The organism is Kitasatospora sp. NPDC089913 (assembly GCF_044748625.1).
Classification (GTDB): Bacteria; Actinomycetota; Actinomycetes; order Streptomycetales; family Streptomycetaceae; genus Kitasatospora.
Window position 1 is genome coordinate 814,739 of record NZ_JBIVGI010000001.1, and the last position, 25,332, is coordinate 840,070.

A 25,332-nucleotide genomic window follows, 5' to 3' on the forward strand; every position below is an offset into this window, starting at 1 on the left:
CGCCGCCGGACGGAGCGCTACCGGGCGGGACGGCACTCCTGGACCCAGATCTGCTTGCGTCCGGTCTCGCCCGGTGCCCGCACCGGCGCGTCGACCGTCCGGTCGAGGCGGAAGCCGAGCCGTCGGGCGACCGCGGCGCTGGCGGTGTTCGCCGGGTCGCAGTGGATCTCGACCCGGTGGATTCCGGGCAGGGCGAACGCCGCGGCGGTGAGCGCCCGGGCGGCGGCGGTGGCGATGCCCCGGCCGACGTGGTCGGTGCCGACCCAGTAGCCGATTTCCAGCGCGCCCGGTCCGATCCGGCGGTGCAGGCCGAACGAGCCGATCACCCGGCCGGGTTCGGCGTCCAGGCCGACCAGGTAGATGAAGTCGGTGCCGGCCTCCCAGGCGGCCATGCCGGCCTCGGTCAGCTCGGCGGTGCGGGCGGCGGTGGGGGGCTCGGCGGCCCACTCCAGCCAGGGGCGCAGGTGGTCCAGGTCGGCCCGGACGGCGGCGTTGAGGGCGAGGCTCTGGGCGGGGGAGCGGCGGCGCAGCGTGATTCCCCCGGCCGGCCGCAGCAGTTCGGGCGGCCGGCCGGGGGTGGGCGCGGGCGCGCCGGGTGCGGGCACGGAGGAGGGAGCGGACGACGGAGGGGGATCGGACGCGGCACCGCACGGCGGTGGCATGACGTGATTCATGACAGCGATTATGTCGACGTCCTGTATCCGTCACCACCGCCCGTCGCCGCTTACCCGGGCGGTCCGGGGGCGCGTCAGAGGCGGATCAGCACCTCGTCGAGCTCCTTGCGCCGCAGGTCCGGTACGCGCGCCCCCTCGGCGGGGTACCCCACCGGGATGACGTACGCGGCCCGTTCCTCCTGCGGCCGTTCGCACACCTCGTTGAGGAACTTCATCGGGCTCGGCGTGTGTGTGAGCGTGGCCAGCCCCGCCTGGTGCAGCGTGGCCAGCAGCAGGCCGACCGCGATGCCCACCGACTCCTTGGTGTAGTACGGGCGCGGCGAGTGCGGGCCCTTGTGCACCTCGAAGACCACGATCACGGCCGGGGCGTCCTCCAGGAAGGGCTTCTCCCAGTCGGTGCCGATCGGCGCGAGCGCGGCCAGCCACTCCTCGGAGGCCCGGTGCGCGTAGAACTCGCGCTCCTCGGCCTCGGCGGCCTCCCGCAGCCGGCGCTTGCGGTCCGGATCGGTGATCACCACGAACCGCCAGGGCTGGACGTGCGCGCCGCTCGGCGCGGTGTTGGCGGTGCGGATCGCCCACTCCAGCACGCCGTCCGGGAGCGGCCGGGTCGAGTAGTCGCGGACGGTTCGGCGCTGGTCCATCACGTCGTGGAAGGACTTGCTGCGGGCCTCGGCCTCGTGGGCGGGCACGGTCATGGGGGTGAGCGGGACGGTCGGGTAGGACGCGCCTGCCACCGCGCTGTCGAGCGCTGTGCTGTCAACCATGGTCGACAGCACAGCACATGACGGCGGGCCGGGGAAGAGGTCTGGACCTCCTCCCCGGCCCGCGGTGCGCAGGGCGCCCGGTGCTACAGCTCGGCGACCCGCCCGCCGCCGACCTCGATCCGCCGGTTCACCGCGACGGTGTCCAACATCCGCCGGTCGTGCGTGACCAGCAGCAGCGTGCCGGTGTACGAGGCGAGTGCCGACTCCAGCTGCTCGATGGCCGCCAGGTCCAGGTGGTTGGTGGGCTCGTCCAGCACCAGCAGGTTCACCCCGCGCGCCTGGAGCAGCGCGAGCGCCGCCCGGGTCCGCTCGCCGGGGGAGAGCGTGTCCGCGGGGCGCAGCACGTGCACCGCCTTCAGCCCGAACTTCGCCAGCAGGGTGCGGACCTCGTCCGGTGCGAGCTCGGGGACGGCGGCCGCGAACGCCTCCAGCAGCGGTTCGCCGCCGAGGAACAGCCCGCGTGCCTGGTCCACCTCGCCGACGACCACGCCGGAGCCCAGCGCCGCGCTGCCGGAGTCGAGTTCGAGCCGGCCCAGCAGGGCGGCCAGCAGCGTGGACTTGCCCGCGCCGTTGGCACCGGTGATGGCGACCCGGTCCGCCCAGTCGATCTGCAGGTCCACCGGGCCCAGCACGAAGTCGCCGCGCCGGGCGGTGGCCCCGCGCAGGGTGGCGACGACCGAGCCGGAGCGCGGCGCGGCGGCGATCTCCATCCGCAGCTCCCACTCCTTACGGGGCTCGTCGACCACGTCCAGCCGCTCGATCATCCGCTGGGTCTGCCGGGCCTTGGCGGCCTGCTTCTCGGTGGACTCGGTGCGCATCGCGCGCCCGATCTTGTCGTTGTCGCTGGACTTGCGGCGGGCGTTGCGGACGCCGTTCTCCATCCAGCCGCGCTGCATCCGGGCCCGGGCCTCCAGGCCCGCCTTGGTGTCGGCGTACTCCTCGTACTCCTCGCGGGCGTGCCGGCGGGCCGTGGCGCGCTCCTCCAGGTACGCCTCGTAGCCGCCGCCGTAGAGGTTGACCTGCTGCTGGTGGAGGTCCAGCTCCAGCACCTTGGTCACCGTGCGGGCCAGGAACTCGCGGTCGTGGCTGATCACCACGGTGCCCGCGCGCAGACCCTTGACGAACGACTCCAGCCGCTCCAGACCGTCCAGGTCGAGGTCGTTGGTGGGCTCGTCGAGCAGGAACACGTCGTAGCGGGAGAGCAGCAGCGAGGCCAGGCCGGCCCGGGCCGCCTGGCCGCCCGAGAGGGCGGTCATCGGCAGGTCCAGCGAGATCTTGAGGCCGAGCGAGTCGGCGACCTCCTCCGCGCGGTCCTCCAGGTCGGCGCCGCCCAGCTCCAGCCAGCGGTCCAGGTTCTCCGCGTAGGCGTCGTCGGCACCGGGCGCGCCGTCGACCAGGCCCTGGGTGGCCTCGTCCAGGGCGGCCTGCGCGGCGGACACACCGGTGCGGCGGGCCAGGAAGTCGCGGACCGACTCGTCGGCGCGGCGCTCCGGCTCCTGCGGGAGGTGGCCGACGTTGGCGGAGGCGGGGCTGAGCCGCCGGGTACCGCCCTCCGGGGTGTCCAGGCCGGCCAGCAGGCGCAGCAGGGTCGACTTGCCGGCCCCGTTCACGCCGACCAGGCCGATCACGTCGCCGGGGGCGACGACCAGGTCCAGGCCGGAGAAGAGGGTGCGCTCGCCGTGGCCGGCGGCGAGGTCCTTGACGACGAGTGTGGCGCTCATGATGTCGTCGATTCTAGGCGGGCCGGGGCGTGCGCCGGGGCGCGGGCGGGAAGCGGGCCGGCGCGCGGGGGAGGACCGACCCGGACGCGGCCGGGCAGCCGGCCGGGGCGCGGAAGCGGCGGCCGCCCGGGCGGGTGCGGGCGGGAACGCCGCCGGGGGCGGCGGCACGCGGGGTGCCACCGCCCCCGGCGGGGGAGTTCAGCGGGTGACCGGGGTCACTTGCTCTTCTTGGAGAAGTACTCCAGCGCGTGCTGGGCGACGTCGTCCAGGTACGGGCCGGCCTCCCAGGTGTTGTCGGAGCCGCCGATGGAGGTGTCCGACACCAGCACCTGCTTGCCGTCCTTGGTGGTGAACCAGCCGCCGCCGCTGTCGCCGCCGCTGCCGTTGCAGCCGGTCATCAGCATGGTCGGGCGGGACGGGTCCATCGAGCGGCGGGCCGGCCTGCCGGCCTCGCAGTGCTCCAGCTCCATGCCGTCGAACGGCTTGGCGGCCGGGTAGCCGTAGGTGCTGACCGAGGCGATCTGCTCACGCGGGGCGTTGAACCAGACCGGTACCGAGCCGCCGACGACCTCCTCCAGGGACTTGGCGCTGCCGTCCGGGTTGGCGACCCTGAGGATGCCGAAGTCGTACTGGCTCCACGGGCCGCCGTTCTCCGGGTCGGCCTCGGCCGTCCACTGCGGGGCGACCATGCCCGCGACGGCGCCCCACTCGCCGTACGGCTCGGCGTCGGCGAGGGTGCCCTGCTTGCCGGCGCTCACCGCGCCGCTGCTGTTGAAGGCCGGGGCGAAGGTGATGTTGGTGTGGTACTTGCCGCCCTTGCCGCCGTGCAGGCAGTGGCTGGCGGTCCAGACGAGGTTGCTCTTCCCCGGGTTGGCGGGGTCGGAGACGACCGTGCCGGAGCAGACGTAGTCCTGCTTGCCGTCCTGGAAGAACAGCTTGCCGTTGACGTGGGCCGGCTTGGCGAACGGGTGCGGGAGGGGCTTCATCTCGACCAGCTTCGGCTGCGGGTCGTTCTGGCTGCCGCCGCCGTTGCCACCGGTGCCGCCACCGGTGCCGCCGCTGCCGCCCGGCTGGGCGGGGGCGGCGCTGGTGGGCTGGGCCGCCGTCGGCTGCGCGGTGGGCTGCGCCGGCGGCTGGGTGGTCGGCTGGGCCGGCGCCGCACCGGTCGGCTGGGCCGTGGGCTGCGCGGTCGGCTGGCTCCCCGGGCCCGGCTTGTAGGGCTTGGCCTTGAGGATCTTCTGCAGGTCCCAGAAGCCCTTCACGGCCGGGGAGACGACGTTCTGCTGGGCCCACTTGTCCCAGTCGTCGAAGTTCCACTTCTTCAGCTCGTCGGCCGTCGGCAGCTTGATCGGCGGCAGACCGCCCGGCTTGTCGGTGGCGCCCGCGGTGGCCGCGGCGGTCGTCCCACCGGGAGCGGCGGCGGTCTGGCCGCCGGCCGGGTCGCTGTTGTCCGGACCGCACGCGGTCGCGACGACCATCGTCAGAGCGACGACGGAGGCGCCCAGCGCGGCACGCGTCGCCCGGGATATCGATGACATGATGTTCGGTTCCCCCTGTGAATGCACACCACGGATGTGAGTACCCGCCACGGATCCAGCGGCGGACGGGCCGCGGGTGTGGCGGGTGTGGCAGGGGAGGAGTCTGCCATGCGCGGCGGACGGCATCCGGCCGTCGGCCGTTCCGGAGCGGCGCCGTCACCGGATCGGCACGCGATCGGCACCGGAATAACCGGTTGCACACCACCGGAGGCCTCCGTAGCGTGATCCCTGCCACCCGCCAGAACAGGAGAAGGCCGTTGCTCTACTGAGGGTCCCGAGACACCGCCCCCGCCGCGCCGCAGCGACTTCGCTGCCCTTCCGCAGCCCCAGTGCTGCCCGCGCGGTCCGTGAGTGTGCGAGTGCCCGACCTCAGTGGTGAGCCGGCCCGGCGTCCCCCGTCGCTCTGACGACCCGAGCCCCGTCCCGGCCCCACCCCGGTCCCGCGCGCACCCGCGGTGTCTCCCCGTGTCGTCCCACGACCACGTCCGGTGACCGGCCGCGTCCGGCAGACCCTCGGGAGGCCTCCATGGCACAACCCACCACCTCGCTCCTCTGCACCGACCTCTCCTTCGACTGGCCGGACGGCAGGCCCGTCCTCGACGGCTTCCACCTCGCCGTCGGCCCCGGCCGCACCGGACTGATCGGTCTCAACGGCGCGGGCAAGTCCACCCTGCTCCGGCTGCTCGCGGGCGAACTCACGCCCACCTCCGGCACCGTGAAGGTGGGCGGCGAGATCGGCTACCTCCCGCAGGGGCTCACCCTGGACACCGGCCTGCGGGTCGACGAGGCGCTCGGCGTCCGGGCCGCGCGCGAGGCCCTGCACGCCGTCGAGGCCGGATCCACCGACCAGCGCCACTTCGACGCGATCGGCGACGACTGGGACGTCGAGGAGCGCGCCCGCGCCCTGCTCGACCGGCTCGGCCTGCGCCGGCTCGGCCTCGACCGCACCACCGGCGAACTCTCCGGCGGCGAGGCCGTGCTGCTGCGGCTGGCCGCCCTGCTGCTGCGCCGCCCCGACGTGCTGCTGCTCGACGAGCCGACCAACAACCTCGACCGGGCGGCCCGTGAGCGGCTCTACGACACGGTGGCCGGCTGGGGCGGGGTGATGGTGATCGTCAGCCACGACCGTGAGCTGCTCCAGCACGTCGACCAGATCGCCGAACTGAGGGACGGTCAGGTCACCTGGTACGGGGGCAACTTCGCCGAGTACGAGCGCACCGTCGCCGCCCAGCAGGAGACCGCCGAGCGGCTGCTGCGCCACGCCGAGGCCGATGTCCAGCGCCAGAAAAGGGACTTGGTCGACGCCAGGACGAGGCTGGAGCGCAGCGCCAGTTACGGGAAGAAGCGCTCGGTCACCCGCAACGATCCGCACATCTTCGCCGGCAAGCTCAAACGCCAGGGCCAGGAGACCGCCGGCCGCCTCCAGGGCATGCACGCCGAGCGGCTGGAGGAGGCCAGGCGCAAGCTCTCCGCGGCCGAGGAGGCCGTGCGGGACGATGCCGAGATCCGGATCGACCTGCCCCGTACCGCCGTTCCGGCCGGGCGCACCGTGCTCACCCTGGAGCGGGTGCGGCTGCCGAACGGCATCACCGCGGAGCTGGACCTCCGCGGGCCCGAGCGGATCGCCCTGGTCGGCCGCAACGGCGCGGGCAAGACCACGCTGCTGCGCACCGTCGCGGGCGAGCTCGCCCCGCTCTCCGGCACGATCACCGCCCCGGTGTCGCTCCGGCACCTGCCGCAGCGGCTGGACCTGCTGGACGAGAAGCTGACCGTGGTGGGCAACGTCAAGCTGTTCGCTCCGAACGCGGGGGACAACGCGATCCGGGCCCGGCTGGCCCGGTTCCTGTTCCGCGGCGGGCGGGCGGACCAGCCGGCCGGCACGCTCTCCGGCGGCGAGCGGTTCCGGGCCACCCTGGCCGCGCTGCTGCTGGCCGACCCGCCGCCGCAGCTGCTGCTGCTCGACGAGCCGACCAACAACCTCGACCTGGCCAGTGTGCGCCAGCTCACCCAGGCGCTCGCCGCCTACCGGGGTGCGCTGATCGTCGCCAGCCACGACCTGCCGTTCCTGCGCGGCCTCGGCATCACCCGCTGGCTGGAGCTGGACGGCGAGCTGAGGACGGTGGATCCGATGTGACGGTCAGCGGGGGGCGGCTGCGGCTCCGGCCCCGGCGGTTGCCGAGGCTCCGGTGGCGTCCGTGGCGTCCGTGGCGTCCGTGGCGTCCGTGGCGTCCGTGGCGTCCGTGGCGTCAGCGGTGTCCGTGGTGTCCGTGGTGTCAGCGGTGTCTGTGGCGTCCGTCGCTCCGGTGCGCCCGGCGGAGAGGAGCCTGCGGGCCTCGGTCAGTGCCGAGTCGCGGCCCTGGCTCAGCTCCTCCGGGGTGAACACCGGGGTGCGGACGTTCGGCGGGACACCCGGTCCGTCGAAGGTGCTGCCGGAGCGGGTGAGGAACTTCTCGTTCGGCAGGACGGCCACGAGGTCGGCCGAGAGCGGCTTGAACATGACGTCGGAGAAGACGCCCTGGGTGTTCTCGCCGATCCGGACGGGTGCCGGCCGTCGCTCCGCCATCGCCTGGGTGAAGGTCTCGCCCGCGCTGACGGTCGAGCCGGCGGTCAGCAGGGCGACCGGTCCGGTGTACCGGGTGGAGCCGGCGGCGGGGCGGACCACGCTCGGCTGGGGCCGGGTGAACCTGCTCGGGTCGGCCGGGTCGTTGCGGGCCACCTTGCGGTAGGCCAGGAACGGCCGGTCGGTGAGCCGGGAGGCGATCCGCAGACCCAGCTGGTCCGAACCGCCGCCGTTCAGCCGGAGGTCGACCACCACGCCGTTCAGTCGCTCGGGGTGCGCCAGCAGGAGGTCCAGCGCCTTGTCCAGCTCGGCGGCGTGGTCCTGGTACGGGCCGTCGTCGACGTAGCCGTCGAAGGCGCTGACCCGCAGGTAGCCGATGCCGCCCGGGAGTTCGCCGACCCCGAGCAGGCCCCGGCCGAAGGTCTGCTCGGGGGCGAGGAGCTGGGCGGCCACCGCCCGGGCCGCCTGCTCCCGGACGTCGTCGGTGGGCTCCGCGGTGCCCGGGCGCAGCCCGCCGAAGACACCGTCGTACCCGCCGTCGGGGCGCTTGCGGCCCAGCGCGGTGTGCGCGTCGCCGAGCGGTTCCAGCAGGCCCACGATGATCTTCTGCAGGTCGTCGGTGCTGGTCCGCGAGGTGATGCCGGCCCGTGCCCGCGCGCCCTGCGCGCGCCAGTCGACGCCCTTGGCGGCGAAGAAGGGGTAGTTCTCCTCGAAGGTCGCCCAGAACCGGTCGAAGGTCGCGAGCGCGTCCTGCGGGGCGGGCTGCCGGCACTGGGCCGGGAGCCCGGGCAGCCGGGTGAAGTCCTTGGTGGAGGCGGCGCCGTCCTCCGAGTACACGGCCCGGTCGCGTCCCCGGGGCGTGAGCGAGGACGACGCGTACGCCTTGCCGGACTGGCCGTACCGGACGGTGCCGTCACGTCCGGGCGCGCCGATCTGCGTGCCGGAGTAGAAGCCCGGGGTGCAGCTGATCCGGGTCACGTCGTAGGTGGTGAAGGTCGTTCCGCGGATCTCGACGATCATGCCGTAGCCGTCCGTCCGCCAGACGCCCTCCAGCCGGTCGACCCCCGGCCGCCTCGCGTCGCCGCCCCCGTCCGGCGCGGCGCCGACGGCACCCGCCGCGCCGACGGTCCCCGCCGTGACCGCGAGCGCGACCGCGGCGACCCCCGCCGCCCTGACCGCCCCCGCCGCCCCTGTCGCCCTGGTCGTCCGGCCCGCAGGCCTCCGCCGTCCGATACCCATGTCGTCCCCTGCCGTTCTCCGGTCCGGGCGTCCCCCGCGGAGCCTCTCCGCCGTCCAGGGCCGACGGTACGGGCCCGACCGGTCCCGGCACGTCAACCTGCGGATCCGTCCCCACCTGTACCCCGGGGGTACGCCTCGGCGCACCCGGCTCCGACCTGCGGACCAGACGCTCCCCGAGTGCTCTCGGGGTTGTCGGCTCAGTGTCCAACTCCTGTGGGCTCCAGTACCATCGGCGCCATGCCAGCACTCAGCATCGAGTACACGGAGCACGAACTCGCCGCCATCCGCGAGGCCGCCGCCGCCGACGGGAAGAGTGTCAAGGCGTACGTGCACGACTTGAGCGTGCGGGAGCAGCAGCGCCGGGTGTTCGTCTCCCACGCGGTGGCGTTCTGGAACGAGCACCGCGAGGAGTTCGACCGGGCCTTCCCGGAGGACGCGCCCGCGGCCTGAGCGGTGCCGTCACGGGAGGGGGGCGCGATGTTGCTTCCGCGCGTCGATCTGCGCTGGCTGCTCGACATCCAGGAGCTGGCCTCGCCCGAGGACCTCAGCGTGCGCGACTACTCGGCACTCCAGGCGGCGGTCGCACGGCACCGGGTGAACACCGCTCAGCTCGGCCACGAGGCCGATCCGGCCTGGTGCGCCGCCACCCTGATGCACACCATCGTGCTGCTGCGCCCGCTGCCGCTGCGCAACAACCTCTTCGCCTGCATGGCGACGGCCGCGTACATGCACGCGGCGGGCGAGGGCGTCGATCCGCCGTACGGGGCGCTGGTCGAGCTGGCCCGGGACATCGTGGAGGGACGGGCGGACGTGTTCGCGGCGGCCGACCGGATCCGGTCCTGGCGGATCTGAGGCCCGATGCCGGGTCCGGCGCAGGACCGGGGTCGACACCGGCTCCGGAGTCGACGTCCGCCCCGGAGTCGACACCCGCCCCAGGGCCGACGCCCCGTCAGGCCCCGGTCGGGGTGGTGCCGTCGCGCCCCAGCCTGGTGCGGACCAGGGTGCCCAGCCGGTCCAGGCCGACCACGACGGCGGCCAGCGCCACGAACTCGACCGTCAGCAGGGCGATCTGCCCCCAGACGTAGCCGTACCCCTTCGTGGTGGGGTCGAAGAAGAAGTACGGGTACGGCAGCGGGTAGTTGGAGAACAGCGCGTTGCGGACGAGCACGAGCGCCGCGTAGCCGAGCGGGAAGGTCAGCCAGAGCGGGATGTCCCGCCAGGAGGAGGCGTTGCGGGGCCGGAACACCAGCCAGTCGACGATCACCAGTACCGGGGTGACGTAGTGCACGAAGAACGACGACCAGTGCTGGAGCTTGTCCGGCCCGTCGAACAGGCCGGGCAACGGGTTGGCGCCGTGCTCGAGCAGGATGTGCGAGACCAGTCCGGTGATCAGGATGTACAGGGTGGCGGCGCCGCGCAGCCGGGGCGCGGGCGCGTCGGTGGTCCCGCGCTTCAGCATCCAGTACACGGCGCCGATGAAGTAGCCGAGCACGATCACGTTGCTCTGGACGGTGAAGTACACCAGCGGCGCGGTCTGGAGGCTCAGACCGAGGGCCGTCGAGAGCACGATGCCGGCGCGCCACCAGAGCGCCGGGCTGGTCCGGACTGACATGCGGCCACCAGTTCTTTTCGGGCGATACAGGAGGTATCGGACGTCGAAGGGGAAGATCGCACTCTACCTGTGGGTCCGGGGGAGCGGAAAAACGTTCCTCCACCGACCGGATTCCCTGTGGATGCCCCTGGGACATTCGGCCGACACCTCGGCGGCGGCTCCGGACGCCGGGCTCAGCCCGGCAGGACGAAGCCCGACTCGTAGGCCGCGATGACCGCCTGGGTGCGGTCCCGCGCGCCGAGCTTGGCGAGTACGCCGGCCACGTGCGTCTTGATCGTCTCCTGGCTGAGCACGAGCTTCGCGGCGATCTCCCCGTTGCTCAGGCCCGCCGCCATCAGTCGCAGCACCTGGCCCTCACGCTCGGTCAGCCGCTCGATCGGCGTTCGCCGCTCGATCGGCGTGCGACCCCGGCCCGGGGCCGCAGCCCGGCCGGGCGCCGGACGGGCGTCCCGCGCGGACGGCGCCCCGTACCGGAGGGCGAGATCGCGGACGGCGGCCGGGAACAGCAGCGAGTCGCCGCGCGCGATCAGCCGCACCGCCTGCACCATCTCCTCCGCCCGGGCCCGCTTCAGCAGGAAGCCGGCCGCCCCCGCCCGCAGCGCGTCGTACACGTGGTCGTCGTGCTCGAAGGTGGTGACCACCAGGATCCGGGGCGGCTCGGCCATCCCGCCGATCAGCTGCTCGGTGGCCCGGATGCCGTCGATCCCGGGCATCCGGACGTCCATCAGCACCACGTCCGGGCGCTGTTCGCGCACCAGCGGCACCACCTCGGCGCCGTCGGCGGCCTCGCCGACCACGGTGAGGTCCGGTTCGGCGTCGATGACCACCCGCAGGCCCGTCCGCACCAGCCGCTCGTCGTCGGCGATCACCACCCGCACCGGGCCGGCGGCCCCCGCCGCCCCGCGGTCGACCCCTGCCGTGCTCCTCGGACCGTTCACCCTTGCTCTCCTCCCGTACCCACCGGCAGCCGGACGGCCAGCCGCCACATCGTTCCGTCGTCCGTCGGCCCGGCCGCGCAGTCGCCGTTCAGGGCCGCCGCGCGTTCGCCGATCCCGCGCAGCCCGCGTCCGCCGCCGGGCCGGCCGGGCCGGAGCCGGTCGAGCGGATTGGTCAGCTCGATCCCCACCCATTCCTCGGCCAGCGAGACCCGCAGCCGGGCGGGTGCGGGCCCGGCGTGCCGCAGCACGTTGGTGAGGCCCTCCTGGACGATCCGGTACGCCTCGCGGGAGAACCCGGGCGGCAGCCGGTCCAGGCCCGGCGCCAGCTCGGCGTCCACCTGCACTCCCGTCCTGGCGAGTTGCCGCAACAGGTCGTCCAACCCGGCCAGGGTCGGTCCGGCCGTGCCGGCCTCGGCCCGCTCCTCCTCGCGGAGCAGCCCCAGTACCGCGTCCAGTTCGGCGACGGCCCCGCGTGCGGTCTCCTCGATGGCGGCCAGCGCCTCCGCCGCGAACTCCGGGTCGGTGCGCAGCACCCGGGCGGCGGCGGAGGCCTGGATGCCGACGGCACTCAGCGCGTGGCCGACCGAGTCGTGCAGTTCGCGGGCCAGCCGGTTGCGCTGGGCGAGCACGGTGGCGCGCCGCTCGGCGGCGGCCAGGCGCTCGTCCGGGGTCGGGCCGAGCAGTACGGGCGCCCAGCGGGCCAGCAGGCCGCCGAGGCCGGCGCTGGTGCCGACGATCAGCGCGAGCAGGGCCAGGCCCAGCACCGGGCCGGGCAGCGGTCCCGGTACGCCGCTGTCCTCCCAGAACCGCGTCAACTCCTCGAAGCCGACCGGGCGGAGGATCAGCATCAGCGCGAACGGCGTGCCGGTCAGCGTCATCCCGCTGACGATGCCGCCGAACGCGAGGTGCAGCACGAACCAGCCGGCCGACCGCCGCCGGGCCGCCCAGGACCGGGCCGGACCGGTCACCACCTCGCCCGCCCGGGCGGGCGCGCAGAGCGCGAGTGCGGCCGCCCCCTCCAGGGCCCGTACGGTCGGCACCAGCGCGGTGGCGGCGGCCATCGGGAGCGAGGTGGCGAGGGCGGCGAAGTAGAGCAGGACCTGGAGCAGCGGCCCCTTGCGCGGGTCGAGCGAGCCCAGCAGGACGGTGGACAGCAGCCAGTACGGCATCAGCAGCGCACCGCCGAGCACCAGGTGCACCCACCGCAGCCGGGCCTGCCGGCCGAACAGGGCGCGCAGCGTGCGGCGGACGGGGCCCGCGGCCCGGTCGGTGTCCGTGTCCGTGTCCGTGCTGCCGGTGCCGGTGCCGGTGCCGGTGTCGGTGCCGGTGCTGTGCTCCGTGCCCGTGCTCGCGTCCGCCTGCCGGTCGGCCCCCGCCCCCGTGATCATTGCGCAGACTCTACGTCAGCCGTCCGGATCCGGCGCGGGACCGATGTAGCCCGAGCGTTGTCCGGGACGGCCCCAGCGGTGCCCGGGACGGCCCGCGCGATGGTCGGGGCGGCGGCGGCCGCGGACCGCTCGGCCAGGGCGATCGCGCCCACCGCCAGGACCAGCAGCCCGGTCACCACCTGGGCGGACTCCACCAGGGTCAGCAGGCCCGGCACCGCCCGCCGGGGATCGGGCGCCGCCGTGAACGTCCCGAACGCCACCAACTGCCAGGATCCCCAGCCGAACAGCGACCCGGCCGCCGTCCACAGCACGGCCAGCGGTCCGCGCAGCCGCCACCCCGGACGGCCCCGGAACACCAGCAGCAGCAGTGCCGCGCCGGCGGCCACCGCCATCAGGGCCGTCACCCCGTCCATCACCGCCACGCCCCGGCCGCGGTACTCCTGCCACTCCAGCGGCAGCCCGGTCGTCCCCCCGCAGGCCCAGTACACCCGGGCCGCCGCGACCCCGGCGGCGAGCGGGGCGGCGACGCAGGCGAAGGCCCGTTGGGTGGTGAGGGTGGGGGAGCGGGGGAGGTCGCCGATCCTGTCGTGGCGCAGCAGTCCGGCCCAGCGTTCCCGCGCGTACAGCAGGAAGCCGGTGATCAGCGCCAGCCCCTGGACGGCGAACCCGCCGTACACCACCGGGAACACCCAGCCGCTCGGCCCGTCGTCGGTGCCGGGCGGCGCCTGGTCCGGGCCGAGCAGCAGGGTGGCGAGCAGGAACAGCGGCAGGGCGACCAGGAGGGTCCCGAGCAGTCCGGTCGCGACCCACATCGGGAAGGCCACCAACCCGGCGGGAGCCCGGCGCCCCCAGGGCCGGACGAAGGAGAGGGCGAGCAGGACGGCGACGGTGTCCATGCCGAAGGTCAGCAGGTTGACGAGCCACAGGTCGTCCATGGCGTCGCCGTCGCCGGCCCCGACCGGGTGGCCGGTGAGCCAGAGCAGCTTGAGGCCCAGATAGGGCACGGTCGCCGCGACGGCTACCGCGGACGCCACGGCCCTGGCCCGGCCGACCGGTGCGTCGGGGCGGTGTGCCGGGGCCGGTACGCCGTCCGGGGCCGGAGCGGGTGGCACGTCGGGTGTCGGGGTCGGGGCCGGTGCGCGGGGCGGGAGCATCGAGGTCATGTGTCCCACGGTCGCGCGGGTCGGGCGGCCCGCGCGTCCTCCGGAGACGGGATCCGCCTCCCCCGCCGGGGGGATCCGGGTGGACCGCCACCGTCCCGGCGGGGGAGGGCCGGAGGTCTTGTTACCGGCGGGTCGCTTGCCTATCATCGCGAGTGTTACAGCTTTACTGTCAGACTTCGTCGATCCTCGGAGGGGCCGTGGCGCCCGTGGGTGGCAGCGGTGTGCACGGCGGCGGCGCGGGCGGGCCGCTGGCCGGGGTCCGGGTGGTCGAACTCGCCGGGATCGGCCCCGGACCGTTCGCCGCGATGCTGCTGGGCGACCTCGGCGCGGACGTGGTCCGGGTGGACCGCCCCGAGCCGTCGCCGCTCGGCATCGAGCCGGCGTACGACATCGCCAATCGCAACAAGCGTTCGGTGGTCGTCGACCTCAAGGCCCCCGAGGGGCCGGGGCAGGTGCTCGACCTGGTGGCCCGGGCCGATCTGCTGATCGAGGGGTACCGGCCGGGGGTCGCCGAGCGCCTCGGGGTCGGGCCGGAAGCCTGCCTGGCCCGCAACCCGGCGCTGGTCTACGGGCGGATGACCGGCTGGGGGCAGCACGGGCCGCTGGCCGCCAGGGCCGGGCACGACATCGGGTACACGGCGGTGGCCGGCGTGCTCGGTCTGGTCGCCCCGACGGCGGCCGTCCCCGCGGACGGCTCTGCGGCCGTCCCCGTGGACGGCTCCGCGGTCGACCCCGACGGGCCGCCCGCCCTCCCCGCCAACCTGCTCGGCGACTACGCCGGCGGTTCGCTCTACCTGGTCGTCGGTCTGCTCGCGGCCCTCCACCACGCCCGCGCCACCGGTGCCGGCCAGGTGGTGGACGCGGCGATCGTCGACGGCGCCGCCCACCTCACCGCCGTCCTCCAGGGACTGCTGGCCGGCGGCAGCTGGCAGGACCGGCGCGGCGTCAACCTCCTCGACGGCGGCGCGCCGTTCTACACCGTCTACCCGGCCGCCGACGGCGGCCACCTCGCGGTCGGCGCGCTGGAGCCGCAGTTCTACGCCGAGTTCGCCCGGCTGCTGGAGCTCGGCCCGGACGCGCCCGGACAGTGGGACACCGCCCGCTGGCCCGAGCTGCGGGCCCGGATCGCGACGCGCTTCGCCGGCCGTACCCGCGCCGAATGGGAGCTCGTCTTCGCCGGGTCGGACGCCTGCGTGGAGGCCGTGCTGACGATGCGTCAATCCCATGCGCACGAGCACCTGGCGAGCCGGGGGACGTACGTCGAGGTGGCCGGCGTCGTCCAGCCGGCCCCCGCACCGAGGTTCTCCGCCACCCCCGGCGCGCTGCGCCGTCCGCCGGCCCGGCCGGGAGCCGACACCGCCGAGGTCGCCCGCGACTGGGGTGCGCCCTCGCTCGCGGCCGGGGCGGCCGGGCCCGTCGAGCCCGTCGAGCCGGTCGGTCCGGCCGAATCCGCCGCCTCCGCCGGCCCCGCCGCCCCCGCCCGCACCCCCGCGCCGCCGACCGCCTGAACCCGACACCCTCCCAAGGAGTTTGCCGTGCAACGCGACCTCTTCACCGACGAGCACGAGGACTTCCGCGGCACCGTCCGGGCGTTCCTCGCCAAGGAGGTGCTGCCGCACTACGACCGCTGGGAGAAGGCCGGCATCGTGGACCGCGAAGCCTGGCTGGCGGCCGGTCGGCAGGGGCTGCTCGGCCTCGCCGTCGCCGAGGAGCACGGCGGCGGCGGGAACGCCGACTTCCGCTACGCCGCCGTACTGGCCGAGGAGTTCGCCCGGGCCGGGGCGTCCGGACTGGCGATCGGGCTGCACAACGACATCATCGGCCCGTACCTCACCTCGCTCGCCACCGAGGAGCAGCAGCGCCGCTGGCTGCCGGGATTCTGCTCCGGCGAACTCGTCACGGCCATCGCGATGACCGAGCCCGGGACCGGCTCCGACCTCCAGGGCATCCGCACCCGGGCCGAGGACCGGGGGGACCACTTCCTCCTCAACGGCGCCAAGACCTTCATCTCCAACGGGATCCTCGCGGACCTGGTGATCGTGGTCGCCCGCACCACCCCCGAGGGCGGCGCCCACGGCCTCAGCCTGCTGGTCGTCGAGCGGGGCATGCCCGGCTTCGAACGCGGCCGCAACCTCGACAAGATCGGCCAGAAGGCCCAGGACACCGCCGAGTTGTTCTTCGAGGACGTCCGCGTACCGAAGGAGAACCTGCTCGGCGAGCTCGACCAGGGCTTCCTGTACCTGATGCGCAACCTCGCGCAGGAACGGCTCACCATCGCCGCCGCCGCGATCGCCGGGGCGGAGTACCTGGTCGAGATCACCACCGAGTACGTCAAGGGGCGCGAGGCGTTCGGCCGGCCGCTGGCGAAGCTCCAGCACGTCCGCTTCGAGATCGCCGAACTCGCCACCGAGTGCGCCGTCACCCGCGCCTTCGTGGACCGCTGCATCACCGAGCACAACCGTTACGCGCTCACCCCGGCGGACGCCTCGATGGCCAAGTGGTGGGCCACCGAACTGCAGAAGCGCACCGCCGACCGCTGCCTCCAACTCCACGGCGGCTACGGTTACATGACCGAGTACCCGGTGGCCAGGGCGTTCACCGACGGTCGCATCCAGACCATCTACGGCGGCACCACCGAGATCATGAAGGAGATCGTGGGCCGCTCCCTCCTCGGCTGAACCCCGCACGGCCCGGCCCCGGCCCCGGCCTCGGCCCCGGCCGCCACGCCGACGCACCCAGCACCCGGCAACCCGTACCCCGAGCACCCCGCACCCCGCACCCCGCCCCGAAAGGCTGCCCACCGTGACCACCGAAGCGTACGTCTACGACGCGATCCGCACCCCGCGCGGCCGGGGCAAGGCCACCGGCTCGCTGCACGGCACCAAGCCGATCGACCTGGTCGTCGGCCTGATCCACGAGATCCGCCGCCGCTTCCCCGGGCTGGACCCGGCGGCGATCGACGACATCGTGCTCGGGGTGGTCAGCCCCGTCGGCGACCAGGGCTCCGACATCGCCCGGATCGCCGCCGTCGCGGCCGGACTGCCCGACACGGTGGCCGGCGTCCAGGAGAACCGCTTCTGCGCCTCCGGTCTGGAAGCCGTCAACATGGCCGCCGCCAAGGTCCGTTCCGGCTGGGAGGACCTGATCCTGGCCGGCGGCGTCGAGTCGATGTCCCGGGTGAAGATGGCCTCCGACGGCGGCGCCTGGTTCGCCGACCCGATGACGGCCTACGAGACCAACTTCGCCCCCCAGGGCATCGGCGCCGACCTGATCGCCACCATCGAGGGCTTCTCCCGCACCGACGTCGACGCCTTCGCCGCCGAGTCCCAGGCCCGCGCGGCCAAGGCCCAGGCCGACGGGCTGTTCGACCGCTCGGTGGTCCCGGTCCGCGACCGCAACGGCCTGGTCGTCCTGGAACGGGACGAGTTCATCCGCCCCGGCACCACCGTCGAGACCCTGGCCGGGCTCAAGCCCTCGTTCGCCGCGATCGGCGAGGCCGGCGGGTTCGACGCCGTCGCCCTGCAGAAGTACCACTGGGTGGAGGCCATCGACCACGTCCACCACGCCGGCAACTCCTCCGGCATCGTGGACGGCGCCGCCCTGGTCGCCATCGGCAGCCGCGAGATCGGCGAGCGCTACGGACTGCGGCCGCGCGCCCGGATCGTCTCCGCCGCCGTCTCCGGCTCCGAGCCGACCATCATGCTCACCGGCCCCGCCCCCGCCACCCGCAAGGCGCTCGCCAAGGCCGGACTGACCGCCGCCGACATCGACCTGGTCGAGATCAACGAGGCGTTCGCCGCCGTCGCGCTGCGCTTCGTCCGGGAGATGGGCTTCTCCCCGGACCAGGTGAACGTCAACGGCGGCGCGATCGCCCTCGGCCACCCGCTGGGCGCCACCGGGGCGATGCTCATCGGGACCCTGATCGACGAACTGGAGCGGCGCGACCTCCGCTACGGCCTGGCCACCCTCTGCGTGGGCGGCGGCATGGGCATCGCCACCGTCGTCGAGCGCGTCTGACCCGCGCCCCCGAGACCTCCTCCCCTTCCGGCCCCATCAGGAGACCAGAACCCCATGAGCGACACCGGCGACACCACCACCATCCGCTGGGAGCAGGCCGAGGACGGCGTGGTCACCCTCGTCCTCGACGACCCCGACCAGTCCGTCAACACCATGAACGAGGCGTTCACCGCCGACTTCGAGACCGTCGTCGCCCGGCTGGCCGGCCTCGGCGCCGCCGGCGGGCTGCGCGGCGTGGTGATCACCTCCGCCAAGAAGACCTTCTTCGCCGGCGGCGACCTGAGGATGCTCTCCGCCGCGCGCCCGGAGGACGCCGCCGCCGTCTTCGAGAAGTCGATGCGGATCAAGCGCGCCCTGCGCACCCTGGAGACGCTCGGCCTGCCGGTCGTCGCCGCGATCAACGGCAGTGCGCTCGGCGGCGGCCTGGAACTCGCCCTCGCCTGCCACCACCGGATCGCGCTCGACACCCCGGCCAGCCGGATCGGCCTGCCCGAGGTCACCCTCGGCCTGCTGCCCGGCGGCGGCGGCATCGTCCGCACGGTGCGGCTGTTCGGCATCACCGACGCCCTGCTCAAGTTCCTGCTGCAGGGCCGCCAGTACCGGCCGGCGCAGGCCCTCCAGCACGGTCTGGTGCACGAACTCGTCTCCGCCCCGGAGGAGCTGGCCGAGCGGGCGCGGGCCTGGATCGAGGCGAACCCGGCTCCCGTCCAACCCTGGGACGTCAAGGGCTACAAGATCCCCGGCGGCACCCCGAGCACCCCGGCCTTCGCCGCCAACCTGCCCGCCTTCCCCGCCAACCTGCGCAAGCAGCTGGCCGGCGCCCCCTACCCGGCGCCGCGCAACGTGCTCGCGGCGGCCGTGGAGAGCGCCCAGGTGGACGTCGACACGGCGATGGCGATCGAGGCCCGCTACTTCACCGAGCTGGCCTGCGGGCAGACCAGCAAGAACATGATCCAGGCGCTCTTCTTCGACCTCCAGGCGGTCAACTCCGGTGCCGGGCGTCCGGCTTCGGTGGAGAAGCGGACGGTCCGCCGGGTCGCCGTGCTCGGTGCCGGGATGATGGGCGCCGGTATCGCGTACACCTGTGCCGAGGCCGGCATCGAGGTGCTGCTCAAGGACGTCACGGTCGAGGCCGCCGAGCGCGGGAAGGCCTACTCCGAGGGCCTGCTGGCTAAGGCGGTGGCCCGGGGCCGGCGCACCGGGGCTCAGCGCGACGAGGTGCTCGCGCGGATCACCCCCACCGCCGACGCCGCCGATCTGGCCGGCTGCGACGCGGTGATCGAGGCGGTCTTCGAGAACCCGGAGCTCAAGCACAAGGTGTTCCAGGAGGTCGAGGGCGTCGTCGCACCCGACGCGCTGCTCTGCTCCAACACCTCCACCCTGCCGATCGGCCTGCTCGCCGAGGGTGTGCAGCGCACCGCCGACTTCATCGGGCTGCACTTCTTCTCGCCGGTCGACAGGATGCGGCTGGTGGAGATCGTCCGCGGCCCGCAGACCGGGGACGAGGCGCTGGCCCGCGCCTTCGACCTGGTCCGGCAGATCGGCCGGACCCCGATCGTGGTGAACGACTCGCGCGGCTTCTTCACCTCGCGGGTGATCGGCCAGTTCATCAACGAGGGCGTGGCCATGATCGGCGAGGGGGTCGAGCCGGCCAGCGTGGAGCAGGCCGCCGCCCAGGCCGGCTACCCGGCCAAGGTGCTCTCGCTGCTCGACGAGCTGACCCTCACCCTGCCGCGCCGGATCCGCGACGAGTACCGGCGCGCCGTCGAGACGGCCGGCGGCGAGTGGACCGCCCACCCGGCGGACGCGGTGGTGGACCGGATGGTCGACGAGTTCGGCCGCCCCGGCCGCAGCGGCGGCGCCGGTTTCTACGACTACGACGAGAGCGGCGCCCGGGGCCGGCTCTGGCCCGGCCTGCGCGAGCACTTCACCCGCACGGACGTGGACATCCCGTTCGAGGACCTCAAGGAGCGGATGCTCTTCAGCGAGGCCCTGGACTCCGTCCGCTGCCTGGAGGAGGGCGTGCTCACCTCCGTGGCGGACGCCAACGTCGGTTCCATTCTCGGCATCGGCTTCCCGGCCTGGACCGGCGGTGTGCTCCAGTACATCAACGGCTACCCGGGCGGCCCGGCCGGTTTCGCGGAGCGCGCCCGCGAACTCGCCGCCGCGTACGGGGAGCGGTTCGCGCCGCCCGCGCTGCTGGAGCGGATCGCCGCCGAGGGGCGTACCTTCACCGACTGACCCGGCCCGTCGTCACCCGGGCGGGGCGGCCCGCCGCTCCTCGGCGGCCGCCTCGCCCAGTTCCTCCCGCAGCGACTTCTGGAACGCCGTCACCAGCGCCTGCGCCACCATCGGCTGGATGTGGTCGGTGAGCGCCTTCATCCGCTCCACGTCGTCGGGCTCCGGTTCGCTCTCCCGGTACGGCCGCCAGACCGTCTCCCGGAACAGCCGGTGCAGCTCCCGCGCGGTGGCCCGGCTGTGCTCCACCACGACGGCGCGTGCCGCGAGCAGCGTCTCCAGCGGGATCGGCACGTCCAGGATCCGCACCCCGAGCGGCAGCAGTCCCTGGTCCACCCGGAACACCTCCGGGTCCGCGGTGCGCTCCAGCGCGCCCATCGCGGCCAGCCGGTCCACCTGCTCCTCCGAGAGCCGCCGCCCGGCCCGCCGCTCGACCTCCTCGCGCCCCACCTCCTCCGGCGTCTCCGGCGTCCAGGAGGCCACCAGCGCCCGGTGGATCGCCAGGTCCAGCGGGGTGGGGTCCTGCGGCAGCCGGGCCAGGTACCGCTCGATCGCGGCCAGGGTCAGCCCCTGCCGCTGCAGCTCCTCGATCAGCCCCAGCCGGTCCAGGTGCTCGGCCCCGTACCACCCCACCCGCCGGGCCCCGAGCACCGGCGGCGGCAGCAGCCCCTTCGTCCCGTAGAACCGCACCGTCCGCACCGTGACCCCGGCCCGCGCCGCCAACTCGTCCACCGTCAGCCGCACCTCCACCCCCGCCTCCCGTCTCGTAGCACCATCACTGTGACACCACGAGTGTGACACCACTGTCCCACCCGGTCCACGCCCACGGACGCGACCGGGCCCGCGCTCCGACGGCGGAGCGCGGGCCCGGGGGGCGTCCTGCACCGGGGACGGGGCTGCCCGGCCTCAGGCGGCGAGGTCGGGGTGGTGGCGGCGGGTGACTTCGGGGTGGGCGCGGGTGTAGCCCTTCCACTCGTTGAAGCCGAAGTCGGCGTAGAGGGGGTTGGCCGGGTCCTGGGTGGCGCCGGGGGCGTGGTGGGCGAGCGGGAAGTCCAGCGGCTCGATGTGGGCGTCAAGACGCGGGTTGTAGAAGAACGGGACGGAGTAGCGCTCGCGGGCGCCGGGCGGGCTGACCACGCGGTGGCTGGTGGCCTTCAGGTAGCCGTCGGTGGCGACCTCCAGCAGTTCGCCGAGGTTGACCACGAACGCGCCCGGCATCGGCGGGACGTCCAGGAAGGAGCCGTCGGCGCGCTGCACCTGGAGGCCGGCCACGGTGTCCTGGAGGAGCAGGGTGATGAAGCCGTAGTCCTTGTGGGCGCCGACGCCCTGGCCGGCGCCGTCCGGGGCGGTTCCCGGGTAGCGGACCAGCTTGAGCCGCAGGTGCGGGTGGCCGGCGAAGGCGTAGTCGTAGAAGTCCGGCCGGGCGCCGATCGCGGTGAGGAGTTCGTGCAGCAGCGTGCGGGCGACGGTGCCGAGCCGGTCGATCCAGGTCAGGGCGGCGTCGCGGAGTTCCGGCAGGGCGGTGGGCCACTGGTTGGGGCCCTCCAGCCACCAGTAGGCGGGTTCGCCCGGGGCGGGGACGTGCGGGGGCAGTTCGGCACCGATGTCCAGCTGGTCGCGCCAGTCCTGGCTGCCGCCGGTGCGCTCGTCGCCGGTGCGGGTGTAGCCGCGGTAGTGCGGCGAGTTGAGGTTGGCGACGGCGAGGCGGTCGGCCTCGGGGAGGGTGAAGAAGGCCCGCATGGCGTCGGTGAGGGCGTCCGTCTCGGCCGGGGTGACCCCGTGGCCGACGAGCTGGAAGAAGCCGACGCCGGTGGCGGCGGCCCGGAGCGCGTCGTGCAGCCGGGTGCGGTCCGCCGGGCTGCCGTGGGCGAGCGAGAGGTCGATCACCGGGAGGGCGTCCTCGATCACCGGGAGGGCGTCCTCGGTGGTCGGGAGGGTGGCCGAGGGGGTGGTGGTGGGGTGCTGCTGCGACATGGATGACATCCGCTGGGTCTCGTCCCGGCCGGCTCCGGTGGTGACCGGGAACGCCGGGGACGCGCCTGGTGCGGCGGGTGTGCCCGGGGCCGGGGAGGGGGACGCGGCCGGTCGGGGCCGCGCTGAGGGTGGGGTGCGAGGTTCAGCTGGAGCGTCGACAGGACATGCTGGTCACGCGGAGCAGGTCCACGTGGCGACGGCGAACGAGTATGAGCACGTCACCAGCCTAGATCAACCGTTCGGGTGATGGGCGCCGGGGCCGGGCTCATGGCATGGGCATGCCGAGATAGTGCTCCCGTCGTGCCGTTCCGGCAAGGGGCCGGGCGGCGGGATTCCTTGCGGCGCTTGACCTCAAGCGAGCTTCAACTTCCATGATTGTCCACATGAACAACGCACTCATGAACGCCGGTTCCGTCGAGGCCGAGCTCGCCGCCATCCAGCAGGTTGTCGCCACCGTCCAGCACGCGCAGGTCAACGAACTCCCGGAGGTGTTCATCGACCTCTTCCGGGAGGACGCGATCTGGACCACCGGGCACGGCAAGGTCCTCCTCGGACGGGACGCGATCGCCGAGTTCACCCGCGCGGTGCTCCCCGGCAGCTTCTCCGGCACCGGCAACACCGCCACCTACGAGGTGTCGCACGTGTTCTTCGTCCGCCCCGACGTCGCCGCCGTCAAGGTCCGCCAGCGGTACCTCGACGCCGCCGGTGAGCAGGTCGGCGACGAGGGCAGCCCGCTGTACGTGATGGCCAAGGAGGACGGCCGCTGGCTGCTGACGGCCAATCAGAACACCCCGGTGGTCGGTGAATGAGCCGCACCGGCTAGCGGTGGCGGAGGTAGGCCGCGGCGGTCGCGCGGAGCCGGTCGTGCAGACCGCCGTACGCCCGGGTGCGGCCCAGCAGCGACTTGGGCAGCTTGGCGGCCATGGTGTAGTTGGTGTCGCACACATTGGCCGCCGGGGCCAGGCCGGCCTGGCTGACCAGCTGGTAGGCGTCCAGGGTGTCCAGGCCGAGCAGCTCCGCGGTCCAGCCGACCAGATCGTGCTGGCTGATCCGGAAGGCGTCCTCCAGCGGCCGGGCCGAACCGGTGGAGATCAGGTGCCGGTCGTCCTCCAGCCGCGGCCAGGCGGGCCCGCCGCCCTTGACGAGGTCGACCACGACCGTGGTGCGCATCGCCGTCTCGACCGCCGTGCCGCACACCTCGCCCTCGCCCTGGCGGGCGTGGCCGTCACCGACGGCGAGCAGGCCGCCGGGCACGTTGACCCGGAAGTAGGCGGTGGCGCCGGTCCGCATCTCGGGGGTGTCGAGGTTGCCGCCGTGCGCGCCGGGCGTGATCGACATCAGGGTCTCGCCGCCGGCCGGGGCGACGCCGACCGTGCCGTGCATCGGGTCGAGCGGCAGATCGACGGCGAAGTCGCCGACCCGGGCCCGGAACCGGCAGGTCCCGGCCGCCCGGTCCAGCTCGTACACCCACACCCGCTCCTCCAGCGGGGCGTGCAGCATCGCGGTGCTGTGGGTCGCGGTGAGCGCGCCGAAGTGCGGGAAGGTGCTGGAGATCCCCCAGTCCCGGGCCGGGGCGATCTCCACGAAGTGCACCGCGAGGGTGTCGCCGGGTTCGGCGCCGGCCACCGCGATCGGTCCGGTCACCGGGTTGAGGTAGGGGAACTCGCACACCTCGCTGGGCAGGTCGCCGGTGCCGCGGACCCGGCCGCCGAAGCAGTCCTCCGTGGTCAGTTCGACGATCGTGCCCGGCCGGACCGTCACCAGCGGGGCGCGTCCGCCGAAGGTGTAGGCGTACTCGTCGGGGGTCGGGGAGAGCGTGACGAGGTCGGGCAGGCTCACTGGTTCTCCTTGCTGAGGGGCGGGGCGGGGGAGGACGGGGCCGTGGAGGGGGAGTCGGGGGAGGACGGGGCGGGGGAGGACGGGTCGGCGGCCGACGGCCGGTCGGTGCCGACCGCCGCCAGGCTCGGCCGGCGGCCGGAGAGCATCAGCCCGGCCAGGACCAGCCCGCCGATCGCCAGCCAGACGAAGCCGAGCCGCTGCGCGGCGATGTCCGCGTTCACCACCACGTACGCCAGGACAGCGAATCCGGCGGCCGGGGCGACCAGATGGCGCCACCAGTCCCGGCTGCGCCGCCGCACCAGGTAGTGCACCACCACGGACACATGCAGGACCAGAAAGGTGGTCAGCGCGCCGAAGTTCACCAGGGTGGACAGCAGGGTGATGCCGTCCTCGCGGGAGGCCGTCCAGAGGCCGAGCACGAGCGAGACGCCCGCCGTCAGCAGGGTGGCGTTCACCGGGACGCGGCGGTCCGGGTGGATCCTGGCCAGGAAGGCGGGCAACTGCCGGTCCCGGGCCATCGCGTACAGCAGTCGGGAGGTGGCGGCCTGGGCCACCAGGGAGTTGGCGAAGCCCCAGGCGACGGCGGTGGCGGCGGCCGTCACGGTGGCGAGCCAGCCGCCGGCGGCGACCCGGGCGGCGTCGTAGAAGGCGGTGCCGTCCGGATCGCCCTCGGTGATCAGCGCGTTCGGGTCCGGGACGAGCAGGGAGGCGATCCAGGTCTGGGCGATGAACAGCGAGCCGGCGAGCAGCAGGGCGGCGATCATCGAGCGGCCGACGGCCCGGGCGGAGTCCCGGTTCTCCTCGGAGAGGGTGGAGATCCCGTCGAAGCCGAGGAAGCTCAGCACCGCCACCGAGACCGCTCCGAACACCAGACTCCAGGAGAACGTCTGGGAGTTGTAGACGGGCGTGAAGTCGAAACCGCGCCCCTTGCCGGCGGCCAGTGCCGCCAGGCCGAAGCCGACGAAGACCAGCAGTACCAGCAGCTCGCCCACCAGCATGACCTTGTTGACCTTCGAGGTCATCTCGACGCCCAGGTAGTTGACGGCGGTGTTGAGCAGCACGAAGCCGACCAGCCACAGCCAGACCGGTACGGCCGGTACCAGGGAGTTCATCGCCACACCGGCGATCAGGTACAGCAGGCCGGGCACGAGCACGTAGTCCAGCAGGATCATCCAGCCGGCCAGGAAGCCGACCGGCGCCGCGATGCCGCGCCCGGCGTAGGTGTACACCGAGCCGGCCATCGGGAAGGCCCGCGACATCTGGGCGTAGGAGAGGGCGGTGAACATCATCGCCACCATCCCGAGCCCGTACGCCAGGGCGACCATGCCGCCCGAGCCCTGGAAGACGCTGCCGAAGATGCCGAACGGGGCGATCGGCACCATGAAGACCAGGCCGTAGACCAGCAGGTCGGTGAAGCGCAGGGAGCGGCGCAGCTCCTGGCGGTAGCCGTAGCCCTCGATGCCGGCGGGCTCGGAGGGAACGGGGGAAGCGGCGGCGCCGGCGGGGTCGGCCGGTGCGGAGGGGCCGCCGGGGCCGGAGGGCGGGGCGGGTGCTTCGGACATGGGGGGCTCGCTTCCGTGACGACCCGGGGTGGTGGTGGGAGACACTAGAGCCAGTTATTTCCAAATGGAAGGGTTTTAGCGGGAGGGCGCCTGGCGGTCCCGCCG

The 25,332-nt window shown here is 73.9% G+C and carries 21 protein-coding genes; 8 read left to right on the forward strand and 13 right to left on the reverse strand.

Translation table 11 applies throughout. The features are described from left to right. Window positions 1-17: 17 nt before the first annotated feature. The 4 genes from ACIPYS_RS03670 to ACIPYS_RS03685 all read right to left on the reverse strand — a co-directional run bounded on the left by ACIPYS_RS03670 (window position 18) and on the right by ACIPYS_RS03685 (window position 4,697). Window positions 18-674: a GNAT family N-acetyltransferase gene (locus tag ACIPYS_RS03670; RefSeq protein WP_400742559.1), complete on the reverse strand. Its 657-nt coding sequence runs from the start codon at window positions 672-674 to the stop codon at window positions 18-20. 74 nt (window positions 675-748) lie between these two features. Beyond that, window positions 749-1,438, reverse strand: coding sequence for a nitroreductase family protein (locus tag ACIPYS_RS03675; protein ID WP_093862611.1), 690 nt, complete (start codon window positions 1,436-1,438; stop codon window positions 749-751). An 83-nt stretch (window positions 1,439-1,521) separates the two neighbouring features. Beyond that, window positions 1,522-3,159, reverse strand: a complete 1,638-nt coding sequence (locus ACIPYS_RS03680) for an ABC-F family ATP-binding cassette domain-containing protein (protein ID WP_093862612.1) — start codon at window positions 3,157-3,159, stop codon at window positions 1,522-1,524. A gap of 215 nt (window positions 3,160-3,374) precedes the next feature. Then, complete coding sequence (locus ACIPYS_RS03685; protein WP_093862613.1) at window positions 3,375-4,697, reverse strand: hypothetical protein; 1,323 nt, start codon at window positions 4,695-4,697, stop codon at window positions 3,375-3,377. A 526-nt stretch (window positions 4,698-5,223) separates the two neighbouring features. On the opposite strand from ACIPYS_RS03685, the gene ACIPYS_RS03690 reads away from it, so the two are divergent. After that, window positions 5,224-6,831 (forward strand): ABC-F family ATP-binding cassette domain-containing protein, encoded by a 1,608-nt coding sequence (locus tag ACIPYS_RS03690; RefSeq protein ID WP_400742564.1) that lies wholly within the window; start codon window positions 5,224-5,226, stop codon window positions 6,829-6,831. 3 nt (window positions 6,832-6,834) lie between these two features. Here the strand turns inward: ACIPYS_RS03690 and ACIPYS_RS03695 are convergent, their stop codons facing one another. Continuing rightward, the gene (locus ACIPYS_RS03695) at window positions 6,835-8,496 is read right to left on the reverse strand and encodes a S41 family peptidase (RefSeq protein WP_400742566.1); all 1,662 of its coding nucleotides are present in this window, start codon (window positions 8,494-8,496) and stop codon (window positions 6,835-6,837) included. 237 nt (window positions 8,497-8,733) lie between these two features. On the opposite strand from ACIPYS_RS03695, the gene ACIPYS_RS03700 reads away from it, so the two are divergent. Next, a complete protein-coding gene (locus tag ACIPYS_RS03700) occupies window positions 8,734-8,946 on the forward strand; it encodes a hypothetical protein (protein WP_093865213.1) in 213 nt (70 codons plus the stop codon). Between the two features lie 27 nt (window positions 8,947-8,973). After that, a complete protein-coding gene (locus ACIPYS_RS03705) occupies window positions 8,974-9,348 on the forward strand; it encodes a toxin Doc (protein WP_093862616.1) in 375 nt (124 codons plus the stop codon). 97 nt (window positions 9,349-9,445) lie between these two features. Here the strand turns inward: ACIPYS_RS03705 and ACIPYS_RS03710 are convergent, their stop codons facing one another. The 4 genes from ACIPYS_RS03710 to ACIPYS_RS03725 all read right to left on the reverse strand — a co-directional run bounded on the left by ACIPYS_RS03710 (window position 9,446) and on the right by ACIPYS_RS03725 (window position 13,597). After that, the gene (locus ACIPYS_RS03710) at window positions 9,446-10,108 is read right to left on the reverse strand and encodes a Pr6Pr family membrane protein (protein ID WP_093862617.1); all 663 of its coding nucleotides are present in this window, start codon (window positions 10,106-10,108) and stop codon (window positions 9,446-9,448) included. 173 nt (window positions 10,109-10,281) lie between these two features. Next, on the reverse strand, window positions 10,282-11,046 hold the full coding sequence (locus ACIPYS_RS03715) for a response regulator transcription factor (protein ID WP_093862618.1): 765 nt from the start codon (window positions 11,044-11,046) through the stop codon (window positions 10,282-10,284). Then, complete coding sequence (locus ACIPYS_RS03720; protein ID WP_400742572.1) at window positions 11,043-12,434, reverse strand: sensor histidine kinase; 1,392 nt, start codon at window positions 12,432-12,434, stop codon at window positions 11,043-11,045. The genes ACIPYS_RS03715 and ACIPYS_RS03720 overlap by 4 nt, the downstream gene beginning before the upstream one ends. Next, window positions 12,431-13,597, reverse strand: coding sequence for a hypothetical protein (locus ACIPYS_RS03725; protein ID WP_400742576.1), 1,167 nt, complete (start codon window positions 13,595-13,597; stop codon window positions 12,431-12,433). The genes ACIPYS_RS03720 and ACIPYS_RS03725 overlap by 4 nt, the downstream gene beginning before the upstream one ends. A 197-nt stretch (window positions 13,598-13,794) precedes the next feature. Between ACIPYS_RS03725 and ACIPYS_RS03730 the strand changes: the two genes are divergently transcribed. From ACIPYS_RS03730 to ACIPYS_RS03745, 4 genes are all read left to right on the forward strand, one after another. Continuing rightward, on the forward strand, window positions 13,795-15,105 hold the full coding sequence (locus ACIPYS_RS03730) for a CaiB/BaiF CoA transferase family protein (RefSeq protein WP_400742579.1): 1,311 nt from the start codon (window positions 13,795-13,797) through the stop codon (window positions 15,103-15,105). Window positions 15,106-15,132: 27 nt separating this feature from the next. Beyond that, window positions 15,133-16,275: an acyl-CoA dehydrogenase family protein gene (locus tag ACIPYS_RS03735; RefSeq protein ID WP_093862621.1), complete on the forward strand. Its 1,143-nt coding sequence runs from the start codon at window positions 15,133-15,135 to the stop codon at window positions 16,273-16,275. Window positions 16,276-16,399: 124 nt separating this feature from the next. Then, the gene (locus ACIPYS_RS03740; protein WP_093862622.1) at window positions 16,400-17,614 is read left to right on the forward strand and encodes an acetyl-CoA C-acetyltransferase; all 1,215 of its coding nucleotides are present in this window, start codon (window positions 16,400-16,402) and stop codon (window positions 17,612-17,614) included. A 54-nt stretch (window positions 17,615-17,668) separates the two neighbouring features. Beyond that, complete coding sequence (locus ACIPYS_RS03745; RefSeq protein ID WP_400742584.1) at window positions 17,669-19,855, forward strand: 3-hydroxyacyl-CoA dehydrogenase NAD-binding domain-containing protein; 2,187 nt, start codon at window positions 17,669-17,671, stop codon at window positions 19,853-19,855. 12 nt (window positions 19,856-19,867) lie between these two features. On the opposite strand, the gene ACIPYS_RS03750 is transcribed toward ACIPYS_RS03745, so the two are convergent. Together ACIPYS_RS03750 and ACIPYS_RS03755 are read right to left on the reverse strand one after the other, a co-directional pair. Next, complete coding sequence (locus ACIPYS_RS03750; protein ID WP_400742587.1) at window positions 19,868-20,602, reverse strand: MerR family transcriptional regulator; 735 nt, start codon at window positions 20,600-20,602, stop codon at window positions 19,868-19,870. Between the two features lie 156 nt (window positions 20,603-20,758). Beyond that, window positions 20,759-21,826 (reverse strand): isopenicillin N synthase family dioxygenase, encoded by a 1,068-nt coding sequence (locus tag ACIPYS_RS03755; protein WP_400742590.1) that lies wholly within the window; start codon window positions 21,824-21,826, stop codon window positions 20,759-20,761. A gap of 383 nt (window positions 21,827-22,209) precedes the next feature. Between ACIPYS_RS03755 and ACIPYS_RS03760 the strand changes: the two genes are divergently transcribed. Beyond that, window positions 22,210-22,635 (forward strand): SgcJ/EcaC family oxidoreductase, encoded by a 426-nt coding sequence (locus ACIPYS_RS03760; protein WP_231977844.1) that lies wholly within the window; start codon window positions 22,210-22,212, stop codon window positions 22,633-22,635. Window positions 22,636-22,645: 10 nt separating this feature from the next. Here the strand turns inward: ACIPYS_RS03760 and ACIPYS_RS03765 are convergent, their stop codons facing one another. Together ACIPYS_RS03765 and ACIPYS_RS03770 are read right to left on the reverse strand one after the other, a co-directional pair. Next, on the reverse strand, window positions 22,646-23,665 hold the full coding sequence (locus ACIPYS_RS03765; RefSeq protein ID WP_400742595.1) for an acetamidase/formamidase family protein: 1,020 nt from the start codon (window positions 23,663-23,665) through the stop codon (window positions 22,646-22,648). After that, a complete protein-coding gene (locus ACIPYS_RS03770; protein ID WP_400742598.1) occupies window positions 23,662-25,227 on the reverse strand; it encodes an APC family permease in 1,566 nt (521 codons plus the stop codon). Before ACIPYS_RS03770 ends, ACIPYS_RS03765 begins: the two co-directional genes overlap by 4 nt. Between the last annotated feature and the right edge of the window lie 105 nt (window positions 25,228-25,332).

Excerpts from the sequence above, each read along its gene's own strand:
- ACIPYS_RS03680 (WP_093862612.1), bottom strand. The coding sequence starts at position 3,159 with ATGAGCGCCACACTCGTCGTCAAGGACCTCGCCGCCGGCCACGGCGAG.
- ACIPYS_RS03745 (WP_400742584.1), top strand. The coding sequence starts at position 17,669 with ATGAGCGACACCGGCGACACCACCACCATCCGCTGGGAGCAGGCCGAG.
- ACIPYS_RS03670 (WP_400742559.1), bottom strand. The coding sequence starts at position 674 with ATGAATCACGTCATGCCACCGCCGTGCGGTGCCGCGTCCGATCCCCCT.
- ACIPYS_RS03770 (WP_400742598.1), bottom strand. The coding sequence starts at position 25,227 with ATGTCCGAAGCACCCGCCCCGCCCTCCGGCCCCGGCGGCCCCTCCGCA.
- ACIPYS_RS03675 (WP_093862611.1), bottom strand. The coding sequence starts at position 1,438 with ATGGTTGACAGCACAGCGCTCGACAGCGCGGTGGCAGGCGCGTCCTAC.
- ACIPYS_RS03705 (WP_093862616.1), top strand. The coding sequence starts at position 8,974 with ATGTTGCTTCCGCGCGTCGATCTGCGCTGGCTGCTCGACATCCAGGAG.
- ACIPYS_RS03690 (WP_400742564.1), top strand. The coding sequence starts at position 5,224 with ATGGCACAACCCACCACCTCGCTCCTCTGCACCGACCTCTCCTTCGAC.
- ACIPYS_RS03700 (WP_093865213.1), top strand. The coding sequence starts at position 8,734 with ATGCCAGCACTCAGCATCGAGTACACGGAGCACGAACTCGCCGCCATC.
- ACIPYS_RS03755 (WP_400742590.1), bottom strand. The coding sequence starts at position 21,826 with ATGTCGCAGCAGCACCCCACCACCACCCCCTCGGCCACCCTCCCGACC.
- ACIPYS_RS03760 (WP_231977844.1), top strand. The coding sequence starts at position 22,210 with ATGAACAACGCACTCATGAACGCCGGTTCCGTCGAGGCCGAGCTCGCC.
- ACIPYS_RS03725 (WP_400742576.1), bottom strand. The coding sequence starts at position 13,597 with ATGACCTCGATGCTCCCGCCCCGCGCACCGGCCCCGACCCCGACACCC.
- ACIPYS_RS03685 (WP_093862613.1), bottom strand. The coding sequence starts at position 4,697 with ATGTCATCGATATCCCGGGCGACGCGTGCCGCGCTGGGCGCCTCCGTC.
- ACIPYS_RS03710 (WP_093862617.1), bottom strand. The coding sequence starts at position 10,108 with ATGTCAGTCCGGACCAGCCCGGCGCTCTGGTGGCGCGCCGGCATCGTG.
- ACIPYS_RS03695 (WP_400742566.1), bottom strand. The coding sequence starts at position 8,496 with ATGGGTATCGGACGGCGGAGGCCTGCGGGCCGGACGACCAGGGCGACA.
- ACIPYS_RS03720 (WP_400742572.1), bottom strand. The coding sequence starts at position 12,434 with ATGATCACGGGGGCGGGGGCCGACCGGCAGGCGGACGCGAGCACGGGC.